Source organism: Fructobacillus durionis (genome assembly GCF_900112405.1).
Classification (GTDB): domain Bacteria; phylum Bacillota; class Bacilli; order Lactobacillales; family Lactobacillaceae; genus Fructobacillus; species Fructobacillus durionis.
Genome location: NZ_FOLI01000002.1, coordinates 139,964 through 160,953, shown reverse-complemented (window position 1 = coordinate 160,953; position 20,990 = coordinate 139,964). Strand labels below are relative to the sequence as shown.

The 20,990-nt window shown below is 44.4% G+C and carries 12 protein-coding genes and 1 tRNA gene; 3 read left to right on the top strand and 10 right to left on the bottom strand.

Annotation, left to right across the window (positions count from 1 at the left end; genetic code table 11):
* Positions 1-220 precede the first annotated feature (220 nt).
* Both ade and BMZ93_RS03365 read left to right on the top strand, forming a co-directional pair.
* A complete protein-coding gene (gene ade / locus BMZ93_RS03370; protein WP_091502228.1) occupies positions 221-1,879 on the top strand; it encodes an adenine deaminase in 1,659 nt (552 codons plus the stop codon).
* 10 nt (positions 1,880-1,889) lie between these two features.
* Positions 1,890-2,393: a hypothetical protein gene (locus BMZ93_RS03365; RefSeq protein ID WP_091502225.1), complete on the top strand. Its 504-nt coding sequence runs from the start codon at positions 1,890-1,892 to the stop codon at positions 2,391-2,393.
* Positions 2,394-2,489: 96 nt separating this feature from the next.
* Here the strand turns inward: BMZ93_RS03365 and BMZ93_RS03360 are convergent, their stop codons facing one another.
* The 6 genes from BMZ93_RS03360 to BMZ93_RS03335 all read right to left on the bottom strand — a co-directional run bounded on the left by BMZ93_RS03360 (position 2,490) and on the right by BMZ93_RS03335 (position 8,176).
* Positions 2,490-3,527: a trypsin-like serine peptidase gene (locus BMZ93_RS03360; protein ID WP_091502222.1), complete on the bottom strand. Its 1,038-nt coding sequence runs from the start codon at positions 3,525-3,527 to the stop codon at positions 2,490-2,492.
* A 292-nt stretch (positions 3,528-3,819) separates the two neighbouring features.
* Complete coding sequence (locus tag BMZ93_RS03355) at positions 3,820-6,222, bottom strand: DNA translocase FtsK (protein ID WP_091502220.1); 2,403 nt, start codon at positions 6,220-6,222, stop codon at positions 3,820-3,822.
* 130 nt (positions 6,223-6,352) lie between these two features.
* Positions 6,353-6,532, bottom strand: a complete 180-nt coding sequence (locus BMZ93_RS03350; RefSeq protein ID WP_091502219.1) for a hypothetical protein — start codon at positions 6,530-6,532, stop codon at positions 6,353-6,355.
* Positions 6,533-6,534: 2 nt separating this feature from the next.
* Positions 6,535-7,182, bottom strand: coding sequence for a Fic family protein (locus tag BMZ93_RS03345; protein WP_091502217.1), 648 nt, complete (start codon positions 7,180-7,182; stop codon positions 6,535-6,537).
* Positions 7,183-7,490: 308 nt separating this feature from the next.
* Positions 7,491-7,562 (bottom strand) — tRNA-Glu (locus tag BMZ93_RS03340).
* A 95-nt stretch (positions 7,563-7,657) separates the two neighbouring features.
* On the bottom strand, positions 7,658-8,176 hold the full coding sequence (locus tag BMZ93_RS03335) for a tRNA (cytidine(34)-2'-O)-methyltransferase (RefSeq protein WP_091502215.1): 519 nt from the start codon (positions 8,174-8,176) through the stop codon (positions 7,658-7,660).
* Positions 8,177-8,306: 130 nt separating this feature from the next.
* On the opposite strand from BMZ93_RS03335, the gene BMZ93_RS03330 reads away from it, so the two are divergent.
* Positions 8,307-9,338, top strand: a complete 1,032-nt coding sequence (locus BMZ93_RS03330; protein WP_091502213.1) for a lactonase family protein — start codon at positions 8,307-8,309, stop codon at positions 9,336-9,338.
* Positions 9,339-9,433: 95 nt separating this feature from the next.
* Here BMZ93_RS03330 and BMZ93_RS03325 read toward each other — a convergent pair whose 3' ends face one another.
* The 4 genes from BMZ93_RS03325 to BMZ93_RS03310 all read right to left on the bottom strand — a co-directional run bounded on the left by BMZ93_RS03325 (position 9,434) and on the right by BMZ93_RS03310 (position 20,936).
* Positions 9,434-10,909, bottom strand: coding sequence for an ABC transporter substrate-binding protein/permease (locus BMZ93_RS03325; protein WP_091502211.1), 1,476 nt, complete (start codon positions 10,907-10,909; stop codon positions 9,434-9,436).
* A gap of 158 nt (positions 10,910-11,067) precedes the next feature.
* The gene (locus BMZ93_RS03320; RefSeq protein ID WP_091502210.1) at positions 11,068-17,895 is read right to left on the bottom strand and encodes a coiled-coil domain-containing protein; all 6,828 of its coding nucleotides are present in this window, start codon (positions 17,893-17,895) and stop codon (positions 11,068-11,070) included.
* Positions 17,896-18,130: 235 nt separating this feature from the next.
* A complete protein-coding gene (locus tag BMZ93_RS03315; protein ID WP_091502208.1) occupies positions 18,131-19,447 on the bottom strand; it encodes a 2-hydroxycarboxylate transporter family protein in 1,317 nt (438 codons plus the stop codon).
* A gap of 175 nt (positions 19,448-19,622) precedes the next feature.
* On the bottom strand, positions 19,623-20,936 hold the full coding sequence (locus tag BMZ93_RS03310) for a 2-hydroxycarboxylate transporter family protein (RefSeq protein ID WP_091502206.1): 1,314 nt from the start codon (positions 20,934-20,936) through the stop codon (positions 19,623-19,625).
* Positions 20,937-20,990: the final 54 nt, after the last annotated feature.

The following is a 20,990-nucleotide window of genomic DNA, read 5'->3' as shown; positions in this document are numbered from 1 at the left end:
TGGTTTTTTAAAATTAAATTATCGTATACCGCTATTTTAGCAAGGTTGACGACTTTGTTAAAGACCAATTTAACGATTGGTATAGACAAAAAGGATGAACGAAAGTTGAGTTAATCTATCAAATTCTCTGTCTTTATGAGAAATCGCACTATTAAATACGAACATTTTAAATAAATCTATGCTAAACTATATAAAATTTACTTATCTAAAGGAGCGTCACATGTCAATTAAAGTCGATTACCGCCTTCATTCCGGACGAGTTCTCAACGTCTTCACACAGGAGTTTCAGGAAAACACTGTTTGGATTGATCAGGGCCGAGTCATCTTCGTCGGTGACTCATCAGCCTACGAAGCCAAGGAAAGCATCGACTGCTCTGGCAAATATTTAGTGCCTGGTTTAATTGACGCCCACCTACACATCGAGTCTTCCTTGTTAACTCCATCCGAATTTGGCCGTCTTTCATTGAAGCAAGGGGTAACACGCATCTTTGCCGACCCACACGAAATCGCTTCGGTTGCTGGTGTTTCGGGTATTCAATACATGATTGATTCAGCCAAGAAGACACCACTACACATTCACTACATGCTGCCTTCATCCGTGCCAGCCACAAACTTTGAACATGCTGGTGCGACTTTGGATGCTGAAGCTTTGAAGCCCTTCTACCAACATAAGGAAGTGGCCGGTTTAGCCGAAGTCATGGACTACCCTGCCGTTGCCAACGGCGACGATGACATGCTCCAAAAGATTAAGGATGCCCAGGAAGCTGGCAAGCACGTTGACGGACACGGTGCCGGTTTGGGTCCTGACCAACTCGCTGTTTACCGCGCCTATGGCATCGATACCGATCACGAAGCCACATCTGTTAAGGAAGCACTCGACCGCGTATCAGCCGGCATGAACGTCTTCATCCGTGAAGGAACGGTTGAACGTGATGAAAAGGCCCTCTTGCCTGCCGTTTCAGAAGCTAACCAACGGCACTTCGCCTTCGCGACAGACGACAAGTCCGCAAAGGATATTCAAGACGAAGGCTCAATTAACTTTAACGTAGCCTTGGCAATTGAAGAAGGCATCGCCCCTGAAATGGCCTACACCATGGCTTCCTTAAACGCTGCTCAGGCCCACCACCTTCAAAACGTTGGAGCCATCGCCCCTGGTTTTGAAGCTGATCTTGTCATTTTAGATGACTTGAAGGCTGTTGCGGTTGCCCGCACAATGGTTAGCGGTGAATTCTTTGAAGACCAAAAGCAACCAGTTCTCTGGTTACCTGGTCAGCAAATTAACTTAAGCTTTGAAGAATCGAACTTAGCCTTACCATTGGATGCAGATAAGTCAGCCCATGTCATCGAAATCGAGCCCCACCACATCACAACTAAGCACGTCATTGAGAAGGTGTCGGTCGATGCATCCGGTCAGTTTACACCAGATATTAACCATGCCAAAGTCGCCGTTATCGAACGCTACCACGACCTCGGTTATGGATTAGGAATTATCAAGGGGTTGAACCTCCGTCAGGGAGCCATCGCTTCCACCATTGCCCACGACTCCCATAACGTCATCGTTGCTGGGCAAAACGACAAGGACATGGCAATTGCCGTAACCGAATTGAAGAAAATCGGTGGTGGCCAGGTTGTTGTGAATAACGGAAAGGTTACCGCCCTTCCCCTTCCAATCGGTGGTCTCATGTCCGATAAGTCCTATGAAGAACTAATTGAAGGACAAGATCGCTTAAACGCTGCCTTTGCAGAAATTTCTGATTTAACTTTCGATCCATTCTTAACACTCTCATTCATGGCCCTACCGGTTATTCCAAGCCTCAAGATTACTGACCAGGGACTTTTCGATGTCGAAAAGTTTGAGTTTATCGGCATTCAAGATTAGAATAGTAGCCATGAAAGCAATCAATATTCCAGCAAAAGAATTAATGCGCGTTCTCGTTGGCCAAGAGGTCAACGTCGACCAACACATCCAGGGGACTTTCCTATTAGTAGCCGAGGAAAACTCTGAAAAGGGATTACCATCGGGGATGGCCGCAGCCATTGCTGACATCGCCATTGGACAGGTGCAGCTACAAAAGTTGGTCCATCCCCTCCGTGTGGCCGTTGACCAGCCAGCCTGGGTTCCCTACCAATTTGATGAGTCCTTCCTATCCGTCGAACCCCATAACTGGTTCGGACCAGAAGCCATCGTTTTAGAGAAACGCTTTGCCGACTTTGTCAAAAACTACAAGGGTCCCCGCGATGAAAAGGGAAGTATTCCCCGCTCTAAGATGCCAAAAGAGTTGGCCGAGCCCCTACTCATCGAAGACGCCTACTGGGCGGACTACCTGAAGTACGCTAACGACCCAGACGGCGAATTGAAGAGGCAATTAAAGCCAATCTTTTCTGCAAAATAAAAGTCAAAAGCAGACGAACAAAATGTTCGCCTGCTTTTTTATTTTTAATTGTTAAATATGCTAATCAGTTAATTTGGGCAATCAGGCTAAACAACCCTATAGCTCATCGTGTCCCTTACTGCCGTTACCAGAAGTTCCTGGAATCGACAGGTCAAGCACGCCTAAGTTACTTGGTTCCAATGCCATCGCCTCCGTGGCTGCCCCAGAATCATCAAAGTAGACCTTCTCCTTACCAAAGTCCACCCAGCGCCCCCGCACGTTTTCATTCGTCAGCATCAAACTAACATCCGCCATCGCCTCCTGAATCCAGCAGTTCATGTTGGCATCAATTCGACTGGCAAAGTTCCCGTGCGCATTGGATGAACTGACAACATCAACGACCTGATTTTGCTGATTCAAAACCGGTCCACCCGAACTACCATGAGACCAATTCACAGAGGTCGTCATAATTTGGTGATCCGAAATCGAATCCGCATGGCCGGAATCGACGTACATATTATCGTTACTATTTTCTGGTTCGCCATCGTGGCCAGGACCTAAGGCGCCTGGGAAACTAGCAACTGAAATTAACTCCCGACGGGCATCGGCCTGACGAAGCTCTCCCAAAGCCAGCGGTTCAGCATCACGAACCGGTCGGTTTAAGTGGATAATGGCAAAGTCGTAGTCCCCCGGATCAGCACCAGGTGCCTGTGGCTGCAAGGCAGTCCGGAAGTACTGAGGCGGAATTGAAATGGCGGCACCCCGGTAGTGGTGGCCAAATGGATAACGCTCTGCAGTGGCTCCGGTCGCCCCACCGTAAGCCGGCCGAACCGAGAGATTATTTGGATTCACCATTCGCGTTGGCCAATCTTCCGGCCGGGCGTTCTCACGGTCTTCCAAAACCACATGGGCGGCTGTCAGCACTGTGTCAGGTCCAATCAAAACACCGGAACCAGACTCCCCCGTCTCCGTATTCAGCAGGAAAACCACCGCTGAAAAAGGTGCTTGCCTGGTATCCGGTACCAGCCCCTTTTGAAACTTAACCGCGTCAAAGACATAGGCGTCCGCTGCGGGTGCTACCGTCACAGTCGTGCCCGCCATTGCTATAGCAATTATCCCCGCCTGTAAGACTGAACGTTTGATTATTTTATTCATCGCTTTCTCCTTTTCCTAAAAAATTTTTTAAAGAAAAGGTCTTTCTACCAAAGGAAGGGATTCCAACCAAGGGCGGTAAAGCGAGAAAGAACATTTCGAAGCCAGTTATACTGTTGCCATGGCAGAATCCCAAGTTGATGTTTATTCTGAATCATCATAAAGCCCCCTTTCGGTGACAATATAGCATGGTTAAGAAGGCCGGCAAAGCCGCTTGGTCTAGATGCTCAGGCATTTTCAAGGAATCTGTCTATTAAAAAAAGAGCCGACTATACATAGTCGACTCTTTTGTTTATTATTCACTTTTTTTCGCTACATTGACCTGACGAGGACGTGCTCCGTCAGCCGGCCCAATGTACCCCGCGTTCTCCAAATCATCAATCAAACGGGCGGCACGGTTATAGCCAATTCGGAAACGACGCTGCAGCAGGGAAGTTGATGCCTTCTGCTGGTCAATCACAAACTCAAGTGCTTCATCAAAAAGTTCATCGTCAGATTGACCAGAAACGCCCGCGTCATCCTGGGCAATTTCTTCGTCCGTAACCGTCATCTTATCGTCGTATGACGCTGTCTGCTCATCCTTAACAAAGTCAACGATAGCCGTGACATCGGCATTGGAAATGTAAGCCCCTTGCAGACGCTTATGTGGCTTACCGGGTGGGGCAAAGATCATATCACCACGACCTAGCAGCTTTTCAGCACCGTTCGTATCCAAAATCGTACGGGAATCAATTCCCGAAGCGGTACGAAAGGCAATTCGTCCAGGAATATTGGACTTAATTGTTCCGTTAATGACTTTGACGTCAGGACGCTGCGTTGCCAAAATCATGTGGATACCAGCGGCACGAGCCTTGGCACCCAAACGGGCAATGGACACTTCGATTTCTGAACCAACCGTCGCCATCAAATCCGCAAACTCATCAACAATCGCCACAATGTATGGCAGCTTCGTCATTAGCGCGTTACCCGTTTCCTTGGCATGGGCGTTATTTTCTTCGACAGCGGCATTGTACTCACCAATGTTTCGCTTACCGAACTGAGCCAGCAAATCATAGCGGTTTTCCATCTCGTCAACTAACTTATTTAATGACTTAGCAGCCTTTCGAGGGTCCGAAACCACTGGCGTTAGCAAGTGTGGAATGCCATTATAAATGGAAAGCTCAACGACCTTCGGATCGACCATCATCAGCTTCACTTCAGAAGGCTTGGCCTTCAAAAGCAAAGAAACGATAATGCCGTTCAATCCAACGGACTTACCAGAACCAGTGGAACCTGCAATCAACAGGTGGGGCATCGCTGCCAAATCAACAGAAACGATGTTACCAGAAACATCACGTCCCAATGGAACAGTTAACAGGTCTTGGTGAACCGTGTCCGATTGTTCAATCATGTCACGGAAACCAACCACCGCCTGCGTATCATTGGGCACTTCAATTCCAACGTAGGGTTTACCAGGAATTGGCGCTTCAATACGAATGGACTTAGCCGCCAAAGCCAAGGCCAAATCATCCGCCAAGTTGGCAATTCGGTTAACCTTCACTCCCTGCCCTGGCTTCAACTCATACTGTGTAACCGTTGGGCCAAGTGAAACGGAGGAAACGGTAGCTTCCACCCCAAAGGATTGCAAGGTATCATGAACCAAACGGGACTTCGCGTTCAAACTCTTTGCTTCCTTTGATTGGTCGGTTGCCTTCGTCTTTGTTAGCAAAGACGTCTGTGGCAACTGGTAGTCGTCATCGGCCACTTCGCCCTGCTCCATGTTGAAGTCACTGTCTTTATCCGCTTCTTTAGCAGATGCCGCTGTTGTGTCAGGTAGCACGTGCTCAACACCCTTTGTGCCATCGATGATGGGCTCTTCCTCATGCGAAGCAGGCGTTGGTTGTTGCCAGTTAATCTTTGGCTCTGCGACAGGTTCATCTTGATTCGAGCTGTTTTCTTGCTGTTTCGAGGCAGGTGCAAAAGGATCATCATCCTGTCCTGTTGGCTCGGTTTTTGAAGAACCAAAGGGGTCATTGCCGAAATCAGTCAGGTCCTGTCGTTCCTTCTTCATCAACAGCGCCCGCTGGTCGCGACGCTGCTCCTGCTTTTCCTTCATTTCAACCGCTTTTTCCTGGGCTTTCTTAACGGACTTTTGAGCCATATCCTTGGCTGGTAACTTAAAAGTCACAATCAATCCAGCGATGAAAAGAACCGCAATAATGATAACCGTTCCCACATTGGATAGAAAAGCCGAAGTCACCTGATAAAGTGCCCCACCGATGATTCCAGAACCAACTGGTGTATGGGCAGATTGATTGGTAAACTCCTGCGCAATAATCCGTGTTACCTGAGAAATTGGTGAGCCGTCAGGTAAGTCCGCTTCTGTGTTAAAAAGTAAGGCAGATAGTAGAAGCGCGCCCAAATAGAACATCCCCGTTCCGGCGTAAATACGCCCCGGCAATGAGAAGAACTTATCCATAATCAGGTAGTAGCCCAAGTACACAATCAAAACGGCGAGGGTTACCTGGTAGAGATTTCCAATTAGGAAACGAACCATATCGGCTAAGTACACACCAAAAAGACCTATTTGGAAAATCGCAAAAATGGACAGAATAATCACTGCCAATAAGGTAATGACCTGACTGGCTGCACCAGAACGAGTCATCTTACTATTTGATTGTTTACCACTTCGACTATTTTTTCTAGCCCGCTTTGCCATGGAAAACTCCTCTTTTAATACGAGTTAAAGTACCCGTAAAGTCAAATTACTTACGCTTCCTATCTTAGCACAAGCAAAAAGATGGCTCTACATATTTATAGCTAGAAAAAGCCTTTTCTACTTCCCTTTCTCAGGTATCGGCCAGCATTCTTAGTACCATTTGGATGTCCTTATTTGCGAATAATCGATTACTAATTTTTTGATTGGCATTCTGTCGAATCCTTTGGAATTCCACGCTCTGATAATCAACAGCTGTATTCACAATTATTTCATCTAAATTCTTTCCAGCACTCTCACAATTTTTAATCATTTTTAGCTCCTAACTAACCCATAGAACTTGCTGTAAAATCTCATACTCTCTAGATTCAGCTGTGTATTTTCCTTGATGAAATTCCTTAAATCAAATTCACTCACTTCTCGTTTAGCTAAAGCAACAGATAGATCATAGAGCTGCTGCACATCTCGATATTTCAACGTAATAAAGTTTCTTTCTAACAAAAGCATCCCGGTCAACAAGGCAGTTCGCTTATTTCCATTATGGAAAAGCTGTTTCGTTGCCAGAGCTGTCCATAAATAGGCAGACTTATCGATAACGCTCGGGTGATATTCCCGTCCAAACGTGTATTGATTCGTCAATGCTAGAATTTGTTCCAATCCTGCTAAATCTTTCAAGCCATAGAGACTCTCACTCTTCAAAATTGTCTCCGCCACCTCATTTAAATGCTTCATCGTAGCCACTGAAAAATACTCTAAAGGCATCACGCGAAGTAAAAAGTATTCAACCTCTTTCTCGCCATTGACAACGAGCATTCGTAAAGGACCCCGCTGCTCAATGCTTAAATCGTTGAGCTTGGAACCAACGCTGATGCCTGACCGAACAAATAATTCTTTAAATTCTTCAAACTGAGTCGCTGTATCATGGGAATAAATTAAGGCCCCAGCAATTTTATCAGTGTTCATCAACAACCTCCAAAAAGCTTTCACTTTTCAGACGATTACAACTCCATCATTTTCCTTTATTTCTTGCTGTCAGTATAACTGTACTGCCAAAGACGATTCAACAGACTTTTGTATAACATCCCATTTAATTTTACGAACAAAAAAAAGAGACACTAAGCCCCTTATTTTTTACAGTGATTTTGCAGTGATTTATTCTAAAAACGTTTGAAAGTATTAAAAAGAACAATGTTTGATATAGTACACTTACCCGCTGAAAGGCCTAAAAATGCAAACAAAAAAGCCGCAAGCAAATGCTTGCGACTTTTTAGTAGCCCGTGAGAGAATCGAACTCTCGATTCCGCCGTGAAAGGGCAGCGTCTTAGCCACTTGACCAACGGGCCATGGTCAGTTGTTACTTGATATCGCTATCAAACAACTATGTTAGTATAGCAAGGATATTTTACTCACGCAACCCTTTTTTAGAATTTTTTTCGTTTTATTTCAACTTATCTTGTTCGTAGGTATGAATCTTATCTAACTGGGCAAAGTCCTGCTGACGCAAAGCCTCAAATAAGACGATGGCTACCGTGTTAGACAAATTCAAGGAACGGATATTCTTGTCGTTTTGGGGGATGCGGATAGCCTTCTCTGGGTTCTGACGCATGAAGACTTCAGGCAAACCGGTCGTTTCCTTTCCAAAGAGGAAGTAGTTATCCCCCGCCCCGGCTTTTTCACTATAGTCCGGATCCGTATAATCTTGATTGGCAAACTTTGAAACTAAGTAGAGATGATCGTTGTCACCCAACGTTTCCAAGAAATCTGGCAAGGATGGGTGGGTTTCCAAGTTCACGTGATCCCAGTAATCCAAGCCGGCACGCTTGACGGCCTTATCAGAAATATCAAAACCAAGTGGCTCAATCAAATGCAAAACAGCGTTTGTCCCAGCAGCTGTTCGTGCGATATTTCCAGTGTTAGCGGGCATCACTGGTTCAAATAATACGATATGATTAGTCATTTTTTATCCTTTTTACATGTAATGAATTCACTCTATTCTAGCACAGGATAAGAGCTAGCCACAGGTGGGCTCGACTTTTCCATGTTATAATAGTAAAGATACAAGAAATAGCAAAGGAGTCTTTCTGAACATGACTGTTCACCACGTACTTTTTGGAACCTATACAAAGAAAACATCAAAGGGTGTCTATGAGGCAGCTTTTGACGAAGAAACAGGTCAATTGAGCGATGCACAATTGGTCTTTCCCGCAACGAACCCAACTTACCTTGCCCTTTCAAAGGCAAATAAGGCATATGTCGTTGACAAGCGCGGCGACCAAGGTGGTTTAGCTGTTGCTGACAATAACCAACGCCCAATGAAAGAAATTGGCGCCAACATGTCAGAAGGTTCAACACCTGCTTACATCGGTGTTGATGAAGACCGTCAACTAGTTTTTGCCGGCTACTACCACCGTGGAACCGTTGAATCATACAAGATTCAAAAAGATGGCACTTTGGAATTGAAGGACACTTGGCAAAACGCTGGTTCAGGTCCTCGTCCAGAACAGGGTTCATCCCACGTTCACTTCGCCAACCTGACACCGGACAAGCGTTTGGTAGCCGTTGACCTTGGAACCGATGAAGTCATCACTTTTGACGTTGCCGTTGACGGTAAGCTAACTGAAATTGCTCGTTTTGAAACCATTACAGGCTTTGGCCCACGTCACATCCGTTTCTCAAAGGATGGCGAATACGCCTACCTTCTTGGGGAACTATCATCACTTCTTTCCGTGTTGAAGTACAACAAAGAAGATGGGTCATTTGACCACTTGATGACGGCCTCAACCATTCCAACGGATTGGGAAGAGCATAACGGTGCTGCTGCCATTCGTGTTTCATCAGACGGTCGCTTCATCTACACATCAAACCGTGGACATGATTCAGTAGCAGTCTTTAAGGTTTCAAACCTCGGGGCCGAAATTGAGCTCATCCAAAATATTTCAGTCGAAGGTTCATTCCCACGTGACATGAACTTTGATCCTGAAGAAAAGCACTTGATTGTTGCTAACCAAAACACGGACAACGTTTCCGTATTTGCACGTGATGCCGAAACCGGCGAATTGTCACTTGTACAAAAGGATTTTGCTATTCCTGAAGGCGTTCGCGTCACATTCGAAGACTAATTATTCCAAAAGCTGCCCTTTCTAGGGCGGCTTTTTTACTAGACAAAAAAGGCCTCGAACCACCTGGGTTCGAAGCCTTTTTATTTATATAATTATTAACGGTTCATTCGCTTTTCAACAACACCTAACATACGTGAAATTGAGAAAGTCAAAACGAAGTAAATCATTGATGTAATCATCAATGGAACAAATGGTTCAAAGGAAGCACCCTGGACAACGGATGTTTCAAACATCAATTCTCCAACACCGATAACGGAGATAACAGAACCTTCCTTGATCACTGAAACAAATTCATTTCCAAGGGCAGGCAAAATTGTCCGCACGGCTTGTGGCAAAATAACCAGACGCATCGCCTTATTCTTGGTCAAACCAAGTGAGCGAGCGGCTTCCATCTGGCCTTCATTAACGGATGCAATACCAGAACGGATAATTTCAGCAACGTAGGCCGCTGAATTCAATCCCATTGCCAAAGCCCCAGAAGCAAAGGCAGAAAGATTCAACCCAAGTATCTGAGCTCCGAAGAAGACCATAAAGGCCTGAACCAACAATGGCGTTCCACGGATGTACTCAACATAAATGTTTCCAATCGCCTTCAAAAGGAAATTTGATGACAACTTCAACAAAGCAAAGAGCGTCCCCAAAGTCGTTCCAATCAAAACAGCAACAACCGCCAAGGCCAGAGTAATCCCGGTTCCAGAAAGGAAGTAGTGACCGTACTTGTCCCAGTAAGACTTGTTTTCACCAGCAAACATCTCTTTATTAGCTTGCTTCTTCCAACTATCAAAGGTTCCGTCTGTTGTCACCTTGTCAATAACGCTGTTGACCTTAGCCACCAATGCAGGTGAGTTCTTAGGAACGGCAACAGCAGAAGCACCAGTCGCGTCAGCTGAGAAGCCTGGGTTCACAACGGCCAAGTTCTTATTCTGCTGCACATAGGCTTCTGAAATCGTCTTTTCCGCCACAACACCAGCAATCATCCCCTGCGTCAACTGTGAAATCAAGTTAGGATACTTTTGCAAAGAAACCACGGAAGCACCTTCGATGCTCTTCGCCTGTTCTTCTTGAATGGTTTGCGTTTGCGCTCCAACCTTTTGACCAGAGAAGTCCGCCAAAGTCTTGTACTTTGAGACGTTCTTCTTCAAGACCAACATGGTTTGTGGTGCCTTCAAGTAGACCTTTGAAAAGTCCACCTGGCTCTTACGCTCTGGTGTTGCTGAGAACCCTGAAACAACCATGTCGATTTTTCCAGTCTTCAAAGCACCAAGCAGCGCATCAAATCCCATGTCCTTGACTTCAAGCTTTACGCCTAACTTCTTGGCAATGGCTTCAGACAAAGAAACGTCGAACCCAACGATTTTGTCCTTACCATTCTTTTGCGTATGGAATTCGTAGGGTGCGTAATCGGCTGACAAACCAACCACCAACGTCCCCTTCTTTTGAATTTTTTCCAAAGTCGGATCAGTATCGGCAGCCGAAGCCTTCATCGCCGCGATTGGAGAAATCACCATCCCCAATACTAGTGCCAGAACAAATAAGAGCCCTGACCATTTTTTATATTGCTTTTTTAGCATGACATATCCTTTAATTTGTGGATTTTTACCTTTGTTATTATACAAAAAAATTCATTCTTTGTCTGCCCTAAGATAGTAAGTGCTCACATATACAGTCGCGAACCAGGCCACAAAAAAAGCAGAGAAATCACTTTCTCTGCTCCAATTTAATTCAAGAACTACTCACCCAAGGCTTTTAATTCTCGAACGCTTTGTTGACTATCAATCTTACGTAATTGCTGGTTAAGGCTTGCATCAATTGCTGCCATACGCATTTTCTTATCCTGTACAGTTAACTGTCGGTCAGTCCAAATCTGATCCTTTTCCACAACAGCTTCCTTACGCAAGTAGTGATAAAGATGCTGCTTAATTTGTGACAACTGATTAATTTGGTCGACCGCAGTCTTGATACTTTGAACCATACTTGCTGAATCTTCGTCAGCATTCACCCGGTCCTTGGCAGATTGCCCAATCAAATCCAAAGCCGATTGCTGGGTCTGCTTTTGAGTGGAAGAATAATCCGTTGATTGTTCGACAAACTCCTGGGACTTTTGAACAGCAGCATCAATCTGAGCACAGCCCGCCTTCTTTCGCTCATTCAAAGGCTGGCTATCCATAACAGACTGGGCGTTCTTAACAACTAATTGAAATGCCTCCGATTCTGCCAAAAGCAAAACGGTTGAACGTGTCTTTCCTTGATAAAGGGCTGCTTCCACATGGCCTTCGGCCTTTTGAACCATCTCCAAGCGCTTTGACTTTTCTTGAGAAGTAAAAGTCTGGTTGGACTCGATTTGCTGATCAGCTTCTTGAGCCTTGTTCCTAAGTAACTGCTTAGCAGATAGCATGGCCTTCACAATACCCGGTACTACTTCTTGTAAGTCCGAATGGATAACTACTAATTGATTAGCATCGCGACCTGCCTTGATTTCTGCCAGCCAATCTTTTTCAAGAACTGCTAGATTCTCTGAAATAACGTTCTTCACCTGCTTGGCGAGATCTATTTGCTTCAAATCGTCACGTTCTTTTCGGAAAGTCTCCTGCGCCATCTCTTCAAGAATGGTTTGTTGCTTCTCTAGGGGCTGAACTGAGCTGAAGTCCAAGGCCTCTTGAACCAAATCCCGGTAATGGCCAGTTAAGTCTTCAAGCCCTTGCAAATCAAAGCTAGCAAACTGACCAATCTTAGCCAAACTCTCTTTCTTGGCCAAGGCAATCTGTTCCATCCGATTTTCCTTCTCGGCTTCGACCAAATCGACACTGTGCTTAATTCGTTCTTTTGCCAGCTGGTTGTCACGGAAAATCAAGTTCAGACTATCATTTTTGGCCTGCTGAAAAGCGACAATATCCGCCAAAACTTCCTCACAATACTGAGCAACTTCTTTTCGTCCCTTTCGATGGTACAGCTCATTTTCAGAAGCGTTCAGCAACTGTTCCATTGCTTGCTTTTCTGCCTCTACAAGGACCTTTTCCTGCTTGGATTCCAAAAGATTCTCTTGAATATATTCTTCAAACTGTTTTTGTAGGTAACGCGCTGCTGTCTTACGAACATCGACTAAGCTTTGATCCTCAGACTGCTGACTGTCCATTATTTCTTGAATCAAAGGTAATTGATGAGCGGATTGTTTAACTGTTACCAAATCCTGTTGTCGCAACACACGCTCTAGGGCAGATCGCAAGACTTCTTGAATTTTATCCGTACGTTTTTCCCGCTCGACATCATTCAATTCAGGAACATTGGCCAAATCTTGAATTGCTTGCTTAGCCGTGTTTATAAGGGTCAAACGAGCCTGTAGCATATCGTCAAAAAGCAAATCCAGGCACTTTTTTCCTCCATCCAAAAGGTCATCCACCTCGGATGCCGATTCAGCTTGCTCGAGCTCAGTCTCCGAATGTCTTAACACTTTCTCAAGAGAGAGCTGGATTTCAGACTTTTCATCCGTCGTCAGACTATCAGCTACAGGTACCCCTTCGCCATCATTTACTGGGAACTGGCGGACCCGCTCGGCAGCAGCAAGCAAGAGATTGTTTAACTTACCAATGGCTTTTTTCTTACGATCAAACACCCTGGCAATACCAGTGAAGTCCGTCGCCTTATCCAAGCCCATCTTAAAGCTTGGGTTCTGCAAAACGTTTGTAATTTGATAATCACTTTCCGCCTCATCAACAAACGCTAATGTTTCCCTAAGCACCTTCTTCAATTGTTTTTCCCTGTCCATCTTTTCAGCAACAGTTAAGTCATCGTTTGTTTGAATCCGGTGAACAGCCTGGTTGGACTGGGCAAACATTTGTGCGCGACAAGCCATTTTCTTTTGAAGTAATTGACTTAAATTCAAATAACCAATTCGGAAAGCAGAATAAGTCGCATCGGCATCTGTGGCTCGTTCGATATTAACAATCGCCCTTGCCGCAGCGTTCTCCAGTGCCCGTTCCTGACTTTCCTCTGCCTTATGTGGCAATCCCTGCTTTTTTACCAGTAAGGACTGCTGCAAATCACGCATTTGACGAATGGCCGCTTCACGTGCCGCCTTCTGTAGGTCAAGCGAAATGGAGTTGGCCTGCTTAGCCTTAAAAATTGCCATATTTAGCGCAGAATAATGGGCTGACTGTTCAGCAGCTTCGACACTAATTTGCTGGTCCACGTTTTCAAAGGCGTTTTTCAAAGCATCCTGTACGGTGATGATTCGTTTAATTTTTTCTTTTGCAGTCAAATCATTTCGATTAATCACCGCCTGTTCGGCTGCGTAATCCTGTTGGTCCAGTGCCCAATGGGCTTCCTGCTTGGCTCTGGTTAATTCTTGAATATTTTGAATTTCCTTTACCAAAGTCAAACCGAGGTCATCCGCTGTCTTCTGATTCTCCAACAGCAAAAGTGATCGCTGACAGGCGCTATCCATGGCTAAGCGCTGTGTTTCTGATAGCCCGTGCATTTCTTCTTGACTGATGCGCTGAATCTGTTTTTTAGCCTCTGCAATTTGCTCAGATAGGCTAAGCCCAGAAAAATCACCGTTCAGCAAAACCGCACGATCTAACTGTGCATCATCATCGCTAACCTTTTGAGATTGACTTTGGTTGGCAACATTGGTCAGTGCCATCTCTAAGGCTGCTTGAACATCCGCAATACGGCTCTCTCGATCAATAGCACTGAGCTGCTCCTGCTTTTGAATTAGAGCAACCACCCGTTCGGCTTTCTCTTTCATTCGTTGATTAGCCAACTTCTGCGCAGGTAATAGTTCTCGCAAATTAGCTAGGCTCGTCTGGCGAACCTCTGCTAAACGGTCAGCATCCATTGCCAAGTTAATAATGCTTTCACTATCCATCACTGCCTGGTCGACTGTTGCTCGCTCAACTTTAGAAAGAACCGCCTTTTGCTGTGCAGCTACTGCGGCGACAGCATCTTTCGCCTCTTCTTTTTGTTCGGCAAGTGTCAGACCAGAATTACTTTCCTGCAACACAATGACTTTTTCAAAGTCCACACTAAACTTAAAGGAACCACCGTGTGCCAAAGAGACTCGTTCAGCTAGTGTTTGACTGGCATTTTGATAGGCTTCCTTAACACGTTTAATTCGTTTAGCTTTTTCAGCAGAAACAAAATTAGGATTCTTATTAATGTTTTTCTCAGCCCGCTGCAGCTTGTTTTCAAGTAGATGCCTTGTTAAATCAAGTTCGCTATTCAATTCGGATAACGCGTGCAAACTGCTAGTTAAGCACTGATTAACTTGGTCGGCATTGAGACAGTTACGAATGGCTTGGCAAGTTTGCTCTAATAAGTTCTTCTGTGCATCCTGCTCAATACGATCGTTATCGAGAAGGAACTGTTCACTACTCTTTTGTAGACGGTTCACCGCCTCCTCTTTTTGTTGATCTAATGTTTTAAAATCAGCAAAATCAGTGTTTGTTTGAACGCCCTTTGCTAGCTGATTGAAAGGCCCATCCATCTGCTTGCCTACAGACTCGTTCATATAGTCTGCCATATTCTTTGCTGACTCTTCCAAATCAACTGCAGAAAGGGCAGCACGCAAACTTTCCTTTAAGGCGTTCTGACGATTAACCTTCTCAATTTCAGTCAACTGCTTCTGCTGGTCAATCAGTTGAAGAGCTGTCGTCATGCTTTGCTTCAACTGTCGTTTGGCCGACGACTTAGCAGCCATTAAGTTATTTAAAGTAGCTAATTGTTCACTAAAAGCTGCCTCAACTGCTGCTCGATTCTGACAGTCCTGTAGTCGTTCGGCGACCTCCTGATAAAAGTTGTCTAACGCACTTTTACCAACAGCGTTCTCCTTTTCACGGAAACTCTCCACTTTTACAAAGAGCTTTTGCATAGCATCCCGTTGTAAGTTATACACTGGGTCTTCAACGCCTGTAAAAGTCAATTCAGGTAGTTCAGCTTGTTCTCTCTTCTTTCCAAAATTAAGTAAACGGTGGTCAGGTGAGTACTTCAAAATAGCAGACATCCCGGCCTGGTAAGACTGCTGAATGTTTTCTGCGTTCTCTTCTTGCCCAATCGCTGTTTTTGACTTTTCAAGTTGTAGGCCGAGCTTTTCTAAAGCAAGTTTTTTCTTACTATCTGCTACATTGTCCTGCCCTTGGATTGAATGCTGGATACTATTTCCAGCTGCCTCCAAAGTTTGGCTGGTAAGCAGACGCCATTCTTCCAGGGAGTGGCCTGTTCGGTAGCAATTTTGAATTTCCTGTTCTGTTCTACGCTCTATCTGAAGAACATCTTGGCTGGTAACATTCTGACGACCTATTTCCGTCATTGCTTGGTCATAAACAGCTTGAACCTGCTCTAGCTGTTGACGCTTTGTAGCACTTAATAAAGTCGAGTCTGAATTAATTTTCGAATGGCAGTTCTCAAGAGCGATGGCCAAAGACCGCTCTGCATTTACTCGCCGCTTTTCTAATGATAACGACGGCTTATTTTTAGCCGCTGAAAGGAGTGCTTTTCCATCAAGCAATCCTTCTTCGATGGCATCCGCATTTGGTTTAACGGACAGTTCCTGCAAAGCCATGTCCAAATTACTATCTAACTTGGACAGCATTGCTTCCACTTCTGCTTCCGTTAAATTGATGTCTTGAACAATGGCTGTCTCTTCCTTAACTGCCTGCACCTTCAGCTTATTTTTAGCATCACGGATTTGGTCCATCAGCCCTTCAGCTGTCTGGTGAACTGTGCGCATGTCAGCCAAGGAATGGTTTAATGCATCGGTAATTTTTTGTACATCAAAAGCAGCGTTCTTAATGGCTGTTTTTCCAGCTTGATAATCCCGCTTTAATTGGTTAAGCTGTTCTGCCCGCTCCTTACTTGTTAGTAAGACATCCGAAGCGATGGCTTGGCTGTCTTTTTCATAACGCTTTTTTAACTTGTCGACCGCTTCAGACTTACGCTCTGTCGCTGGCTTTGCGGGACGCCCATAGCTTTCCTTAATCGCAGCCAGACCGTTCTGGTTAGCAATTTCGATTTCATCAGCATTAGTGGCATAGGCAACATCCTGTTCCGCTGCGGTTTGAGCAGCAAAAGCCATGGCCTGCATATAATTTTTTTCGACAGTTAGTAAGGTTTTATCCCGTTGGACAAGATTTTTTACATCCTGTACTGCATCAGCCAGTGACTTATTGGCCGCTGCCTTTTGCATGTTAACTGAGAGCCCAGCAATATGGCCATCCGCTACCTGTTCACGGGCCTTTGTCATTACGTTAATAACAGTTTGTGATTCGGCATCCTGATTTGTCACTTCTTTTAAGAGTTGACCATACAGGCTAGCAAGTTTTTCACCCTCACGCTCTTTTTGCTCCTTATCCAAAGTCTGATCGTTTTGAATAACCTGAACCGTTTCTTGATAAAAACTTGTTAATTCAGCTTGCGCATCCTCTTGGCGATCGTAACGTGACTTTTCAGCGGAACGATAGGCGGCTTTCATCGCCTTTACAGCCGGGCTCTTAACCGTCATCATATCCTGAATGTTGGCCATAGCCATCAGATCGTTTTTGGCACTAGCCAATGCTTGGGATAACTTAATGGTCATTAAATGCTTTTCCGCATCGGTTAAATTGATATCCGATTGGATTTTAGAGAAAACTTGATCGTAAACCTTCTTTAGTGAACTTAATACTTCACTACGGACTTGGTCCAGACTTGTCCCCTTTTCAAAGCTATCCACTAATTTAATCTTGGCCGAAGCCAACATATCGACAATGTTTTGGGCAGAAACGTTTTCACCATTCAACGCTTGGTTAAACTTTGTCCATTCCGTCAATACGCGGTTGTATTCCGACTGTTTTTCTACTGACGAAAGTGTCGTTTCAGCGTAAATCTGGTTATCTGTCTCATGCTTCAAATTATCGAGTGTTACCTGCGCCTCTTGCAACCGTTTGGTCAAGTTTTCGGACTGATGCTGCATGGTAATGGTCGTCACAGCATTGTGTTCCGCTGCAAGGATTGACCCTGTATTATTGACATTTGTTAGAGAGTTTTCAGCACTGGCTAAGGCCTCATTGACCCTTTGAATTTGCTGACTTTTTCTTGCTGAAGTCAGAGTGTTATCCTGATTAATCTTTTCAATGGTCAGACGCGCACTATCTTCTGCTACCTTCTTTGAAGCTTCCTGCCATTGCAAAACACTAGCGCCTGGCTGATGTTGTGCACGCAACTGCTTTTCAGCGTATTGAATAAAGCTCCCGTTTTTATCCGCCCAAAAAGCATCGGAAATCTTCGATAAGAGTTCCCGGTAACTTCCCCGTAGTTGAGCTAACTGAATACTGCGCTGATTACCGTCTAAGCCCTGATCTTGATTAATTTCTTGGGCAACCGCTTTTTTAATTTGCAGTAAATTTTCTTTTTCCTTACTAACATCCGTCAGCAAAGATTTCTTTTCTTCTTGAACAGCCAGTTGCTCACTATCCAACTTTTCATTTTTTTCGTCCGCAGCTACTTCCACCTGACTGTATGTCACACCATCAGTTAGAAGCGCTTTGTCAAAATTATTCTCATCTGTAATAAAGCGGTTAACCATAAGGACCCCCTCCCGAGAACTCTCGTTAATTAGAACAGTTTCATTGTAACACCCAGGCAATAAAAAAAGAGCCCATCAATTCCGCTTAACGCCTATAAAAAGGCATTAGCAAGGGTTTCAGCCATTATTAAATTACGGTTACAAAAGTCAAATAAAAGTCTATTTTCTAAAAAAATACCCCCAAAAGTTTTTTAAACTTTTAGGGGTATTTATATCTTTAAATATTGAATGACTTTTACAAGATTGTAATCAAAAGGCCACCCAAAACAAGGATGATTGCACCACCAATACGGTTACCCATTTGGGCAAAGGCAATCAAGCTCATACGGTTAGAAGCTGACAAAACGGCAACGTTTCCAGTTCCACCCATTGAGTTGTTAATCATTCCACCAGCAATGGCTGATTCAACTGGGTAAAGTCCGAAGAGCTTACCCAAGAATCCAGCTGATACGGCCATCGTTGCAACGGACACGATGACACAGATTGCCAGCTGCCATGAGAAGGCAGCAATCAAACCAGAAAGGTTCAACATGGCAAGACCGATACCGGCCAACAAGGCTTGTGTCATTGTCGCAGTAATCATGTTACCAAACATAACGGCTGAGTCTTCGTAGTACTTTGGTACCCAACCCGTTGCCTTAACGGCGATAACCATCAAGATCAAGAAGGCAAATGGGTTAACTGCTGGTACAAAGTGGTTCAAGATTGTTCCAACCATGTAGAAGGACAAAGCAACCATCATACCAACCAACAATTGTGGTGAGTTCATTTCAGGCATCTTGGCAGCATTGTTTACAACACCGTCAGTCGTCTTCAACAATGAACCGTGTCCGTTCATCTTTGACTTATCAGTGAACTTTACCAAAAGTGATGAACCGATAATGGCCAACAAGTTCGCCAAAACAACAGATGGGAAAAGTTGTGTCAAAATGGAACCTGATGAAACATGCAAAGCAGATCCATAGATTGATGACAATGGCACGATTCCGGCACCAACACCACCAGCCATCATTGGGAAGGTAATGTAAAGTGATGTGTGTCCAAAGCCAAGGCCAAGAACCGCACCAACAGCACCAACAACGAAGAAAGTGATAATCATGGCACCAAAGGCAACTGGCAAGAATCGAACAGCAGCCTTCAAGAGCAACTTACGGTCCATCTTAAAGATAGCCGACGTAATCAAGGACACAATATAAAATTCCAAGAAGTTGTTGGAAGAAATAAATGTTGAAATGTTCTTGATGGCCGCTTGAGGTACGACACCTGTTTCAGCCATGATAGCACCAGCTACCAAAGCAAAAGCAGATCCCCCACCCAAGTAGGACTTAAAGATTGGCAAGTTATTTCCAAGGTAGAAGAAGATTCCACCAAGAATAACCAAAGCAAATAAAGCACCACCCATGTTCTTAGGCAAAACGTTCATTCCAAGAACGGCAACAAGCAAAAGCAACATAATGGTAAAAGCTACTCCGCCGATGCCAGCAATTTTCAACTTGTTTTCAATTGTTGAAAACAAGCCAGCATTCTGTGCTGAAGACTGTTCGTCTGACATAGTACACTCCTATTTGTGAATTTTTGAAATAATTACAAAAAGCAGTATAACATCATGATTAATTTTTTTTAAGCAACAATTCAAAAAAACTGTTTGATTATTAAATGAAAATAAAAGGCGCCCCTAGGGGCGCCTTTTATTGAATAGACAATTAAGTTTTTTTAAAATTTAGTTTTTAGCCCCAGATTGTGACCAAGAAACCAGCGATAACCAAAACAAGGGCACCACCGATTCGATTACCCATCTGAGCAAAGGCAATCAAGTTCATACGGTTAGCGGCTGACAAAACAGCAACGTTACCCGTTCCACCCATTGAGTTGTTAGCAAGTCCGGCAGTAATTGCTGATTCAACTGGGTAGAATCCGAAGAGCTTACCCAAGAATCCGGCAACAACAGTAACCGTGAAGACTGAGACAACAACACAGACGGCCAACTGCCATGAGAAGGCTGAAAGCAAGTTGTTCAAGTTCAACAAGGCAAGACCAACACCGGCAAGCAATGCGTGTGTCATCGTCTTAACAATCATTTGTCCAAACATAACGGCTGATTGCTCGTAGTATTCAGGAACAATTCCCAAGGCCTTGATAGCGATAGCCAACAAGATCAAGAAAGCAAAGGCGTTGATTGATGGAACCAACTTGTTCAACATGATACCAATCATGTAGAAAGAAAGTGATGTCATCATACCAACCAATAGCTGTTGAGCATTCATTGCAGGAACCTTAACACCTTCAGCATGTTCGCCGGCAGATTCCTTCATCAATTCACCTTGACCGTTCATCTTTGAGTTCTTAGTGTTTTCAACCAACAAACCAGCAGAGATGATTGCCAAAAGGTTTGACAAAACAAGGGCTGGGAACAATTGAGACAAGATGTCTCCAGCGTTTGCATGCATTGCTGAGGCGTAGATTGAAGACAATGGAACGATTCCGGCTCCAACACCACCAGCCATCATTGGGAAGGTAATGTATAGAGACGTGTGTTCGAATCCAAGTCCAAGAATCATACCAACGATACCAACAACGAAGAACGTAATGATCAACGTCAAGAAGGCAACTGGCAAGAAACGTACGGCGGCTTTCAAGACCATCTTACGGTCCATCTTAAAGATGGCCGAAATAATCAAGGAAACAATATAGAATTCCAAGAAGTTAGATGTTGAGATAAAAGCTTTAATCGTTGAAATGGTTGAGTGAGGAACAAGACCTGTTCCAGACAAAATTGCACCACCAATGGTTGTAAAGACAGATCCACCACCAAGGTATGACTTAAAGATAGGCAAGTTGTTTCCTAGGTAGTACAAGATACCACCGATTGAAACAAGGACGAACAACGCCCCACCCATGTTCTTAGGCAAAGCACCCAATTGGATGATACCCAATAGCAAAGCCAGCATGATCAAAAAGGCGATTCCACCAATTCCATCAATTTGAACTTTATTTTCAATTTTCGACCAGAAACCTTCCTGGTTCGAACTTTGTTCACTCATGATTAAAATTCCCCTTTATCTATTAATTGTCCATATTAATCACAATTACAATAT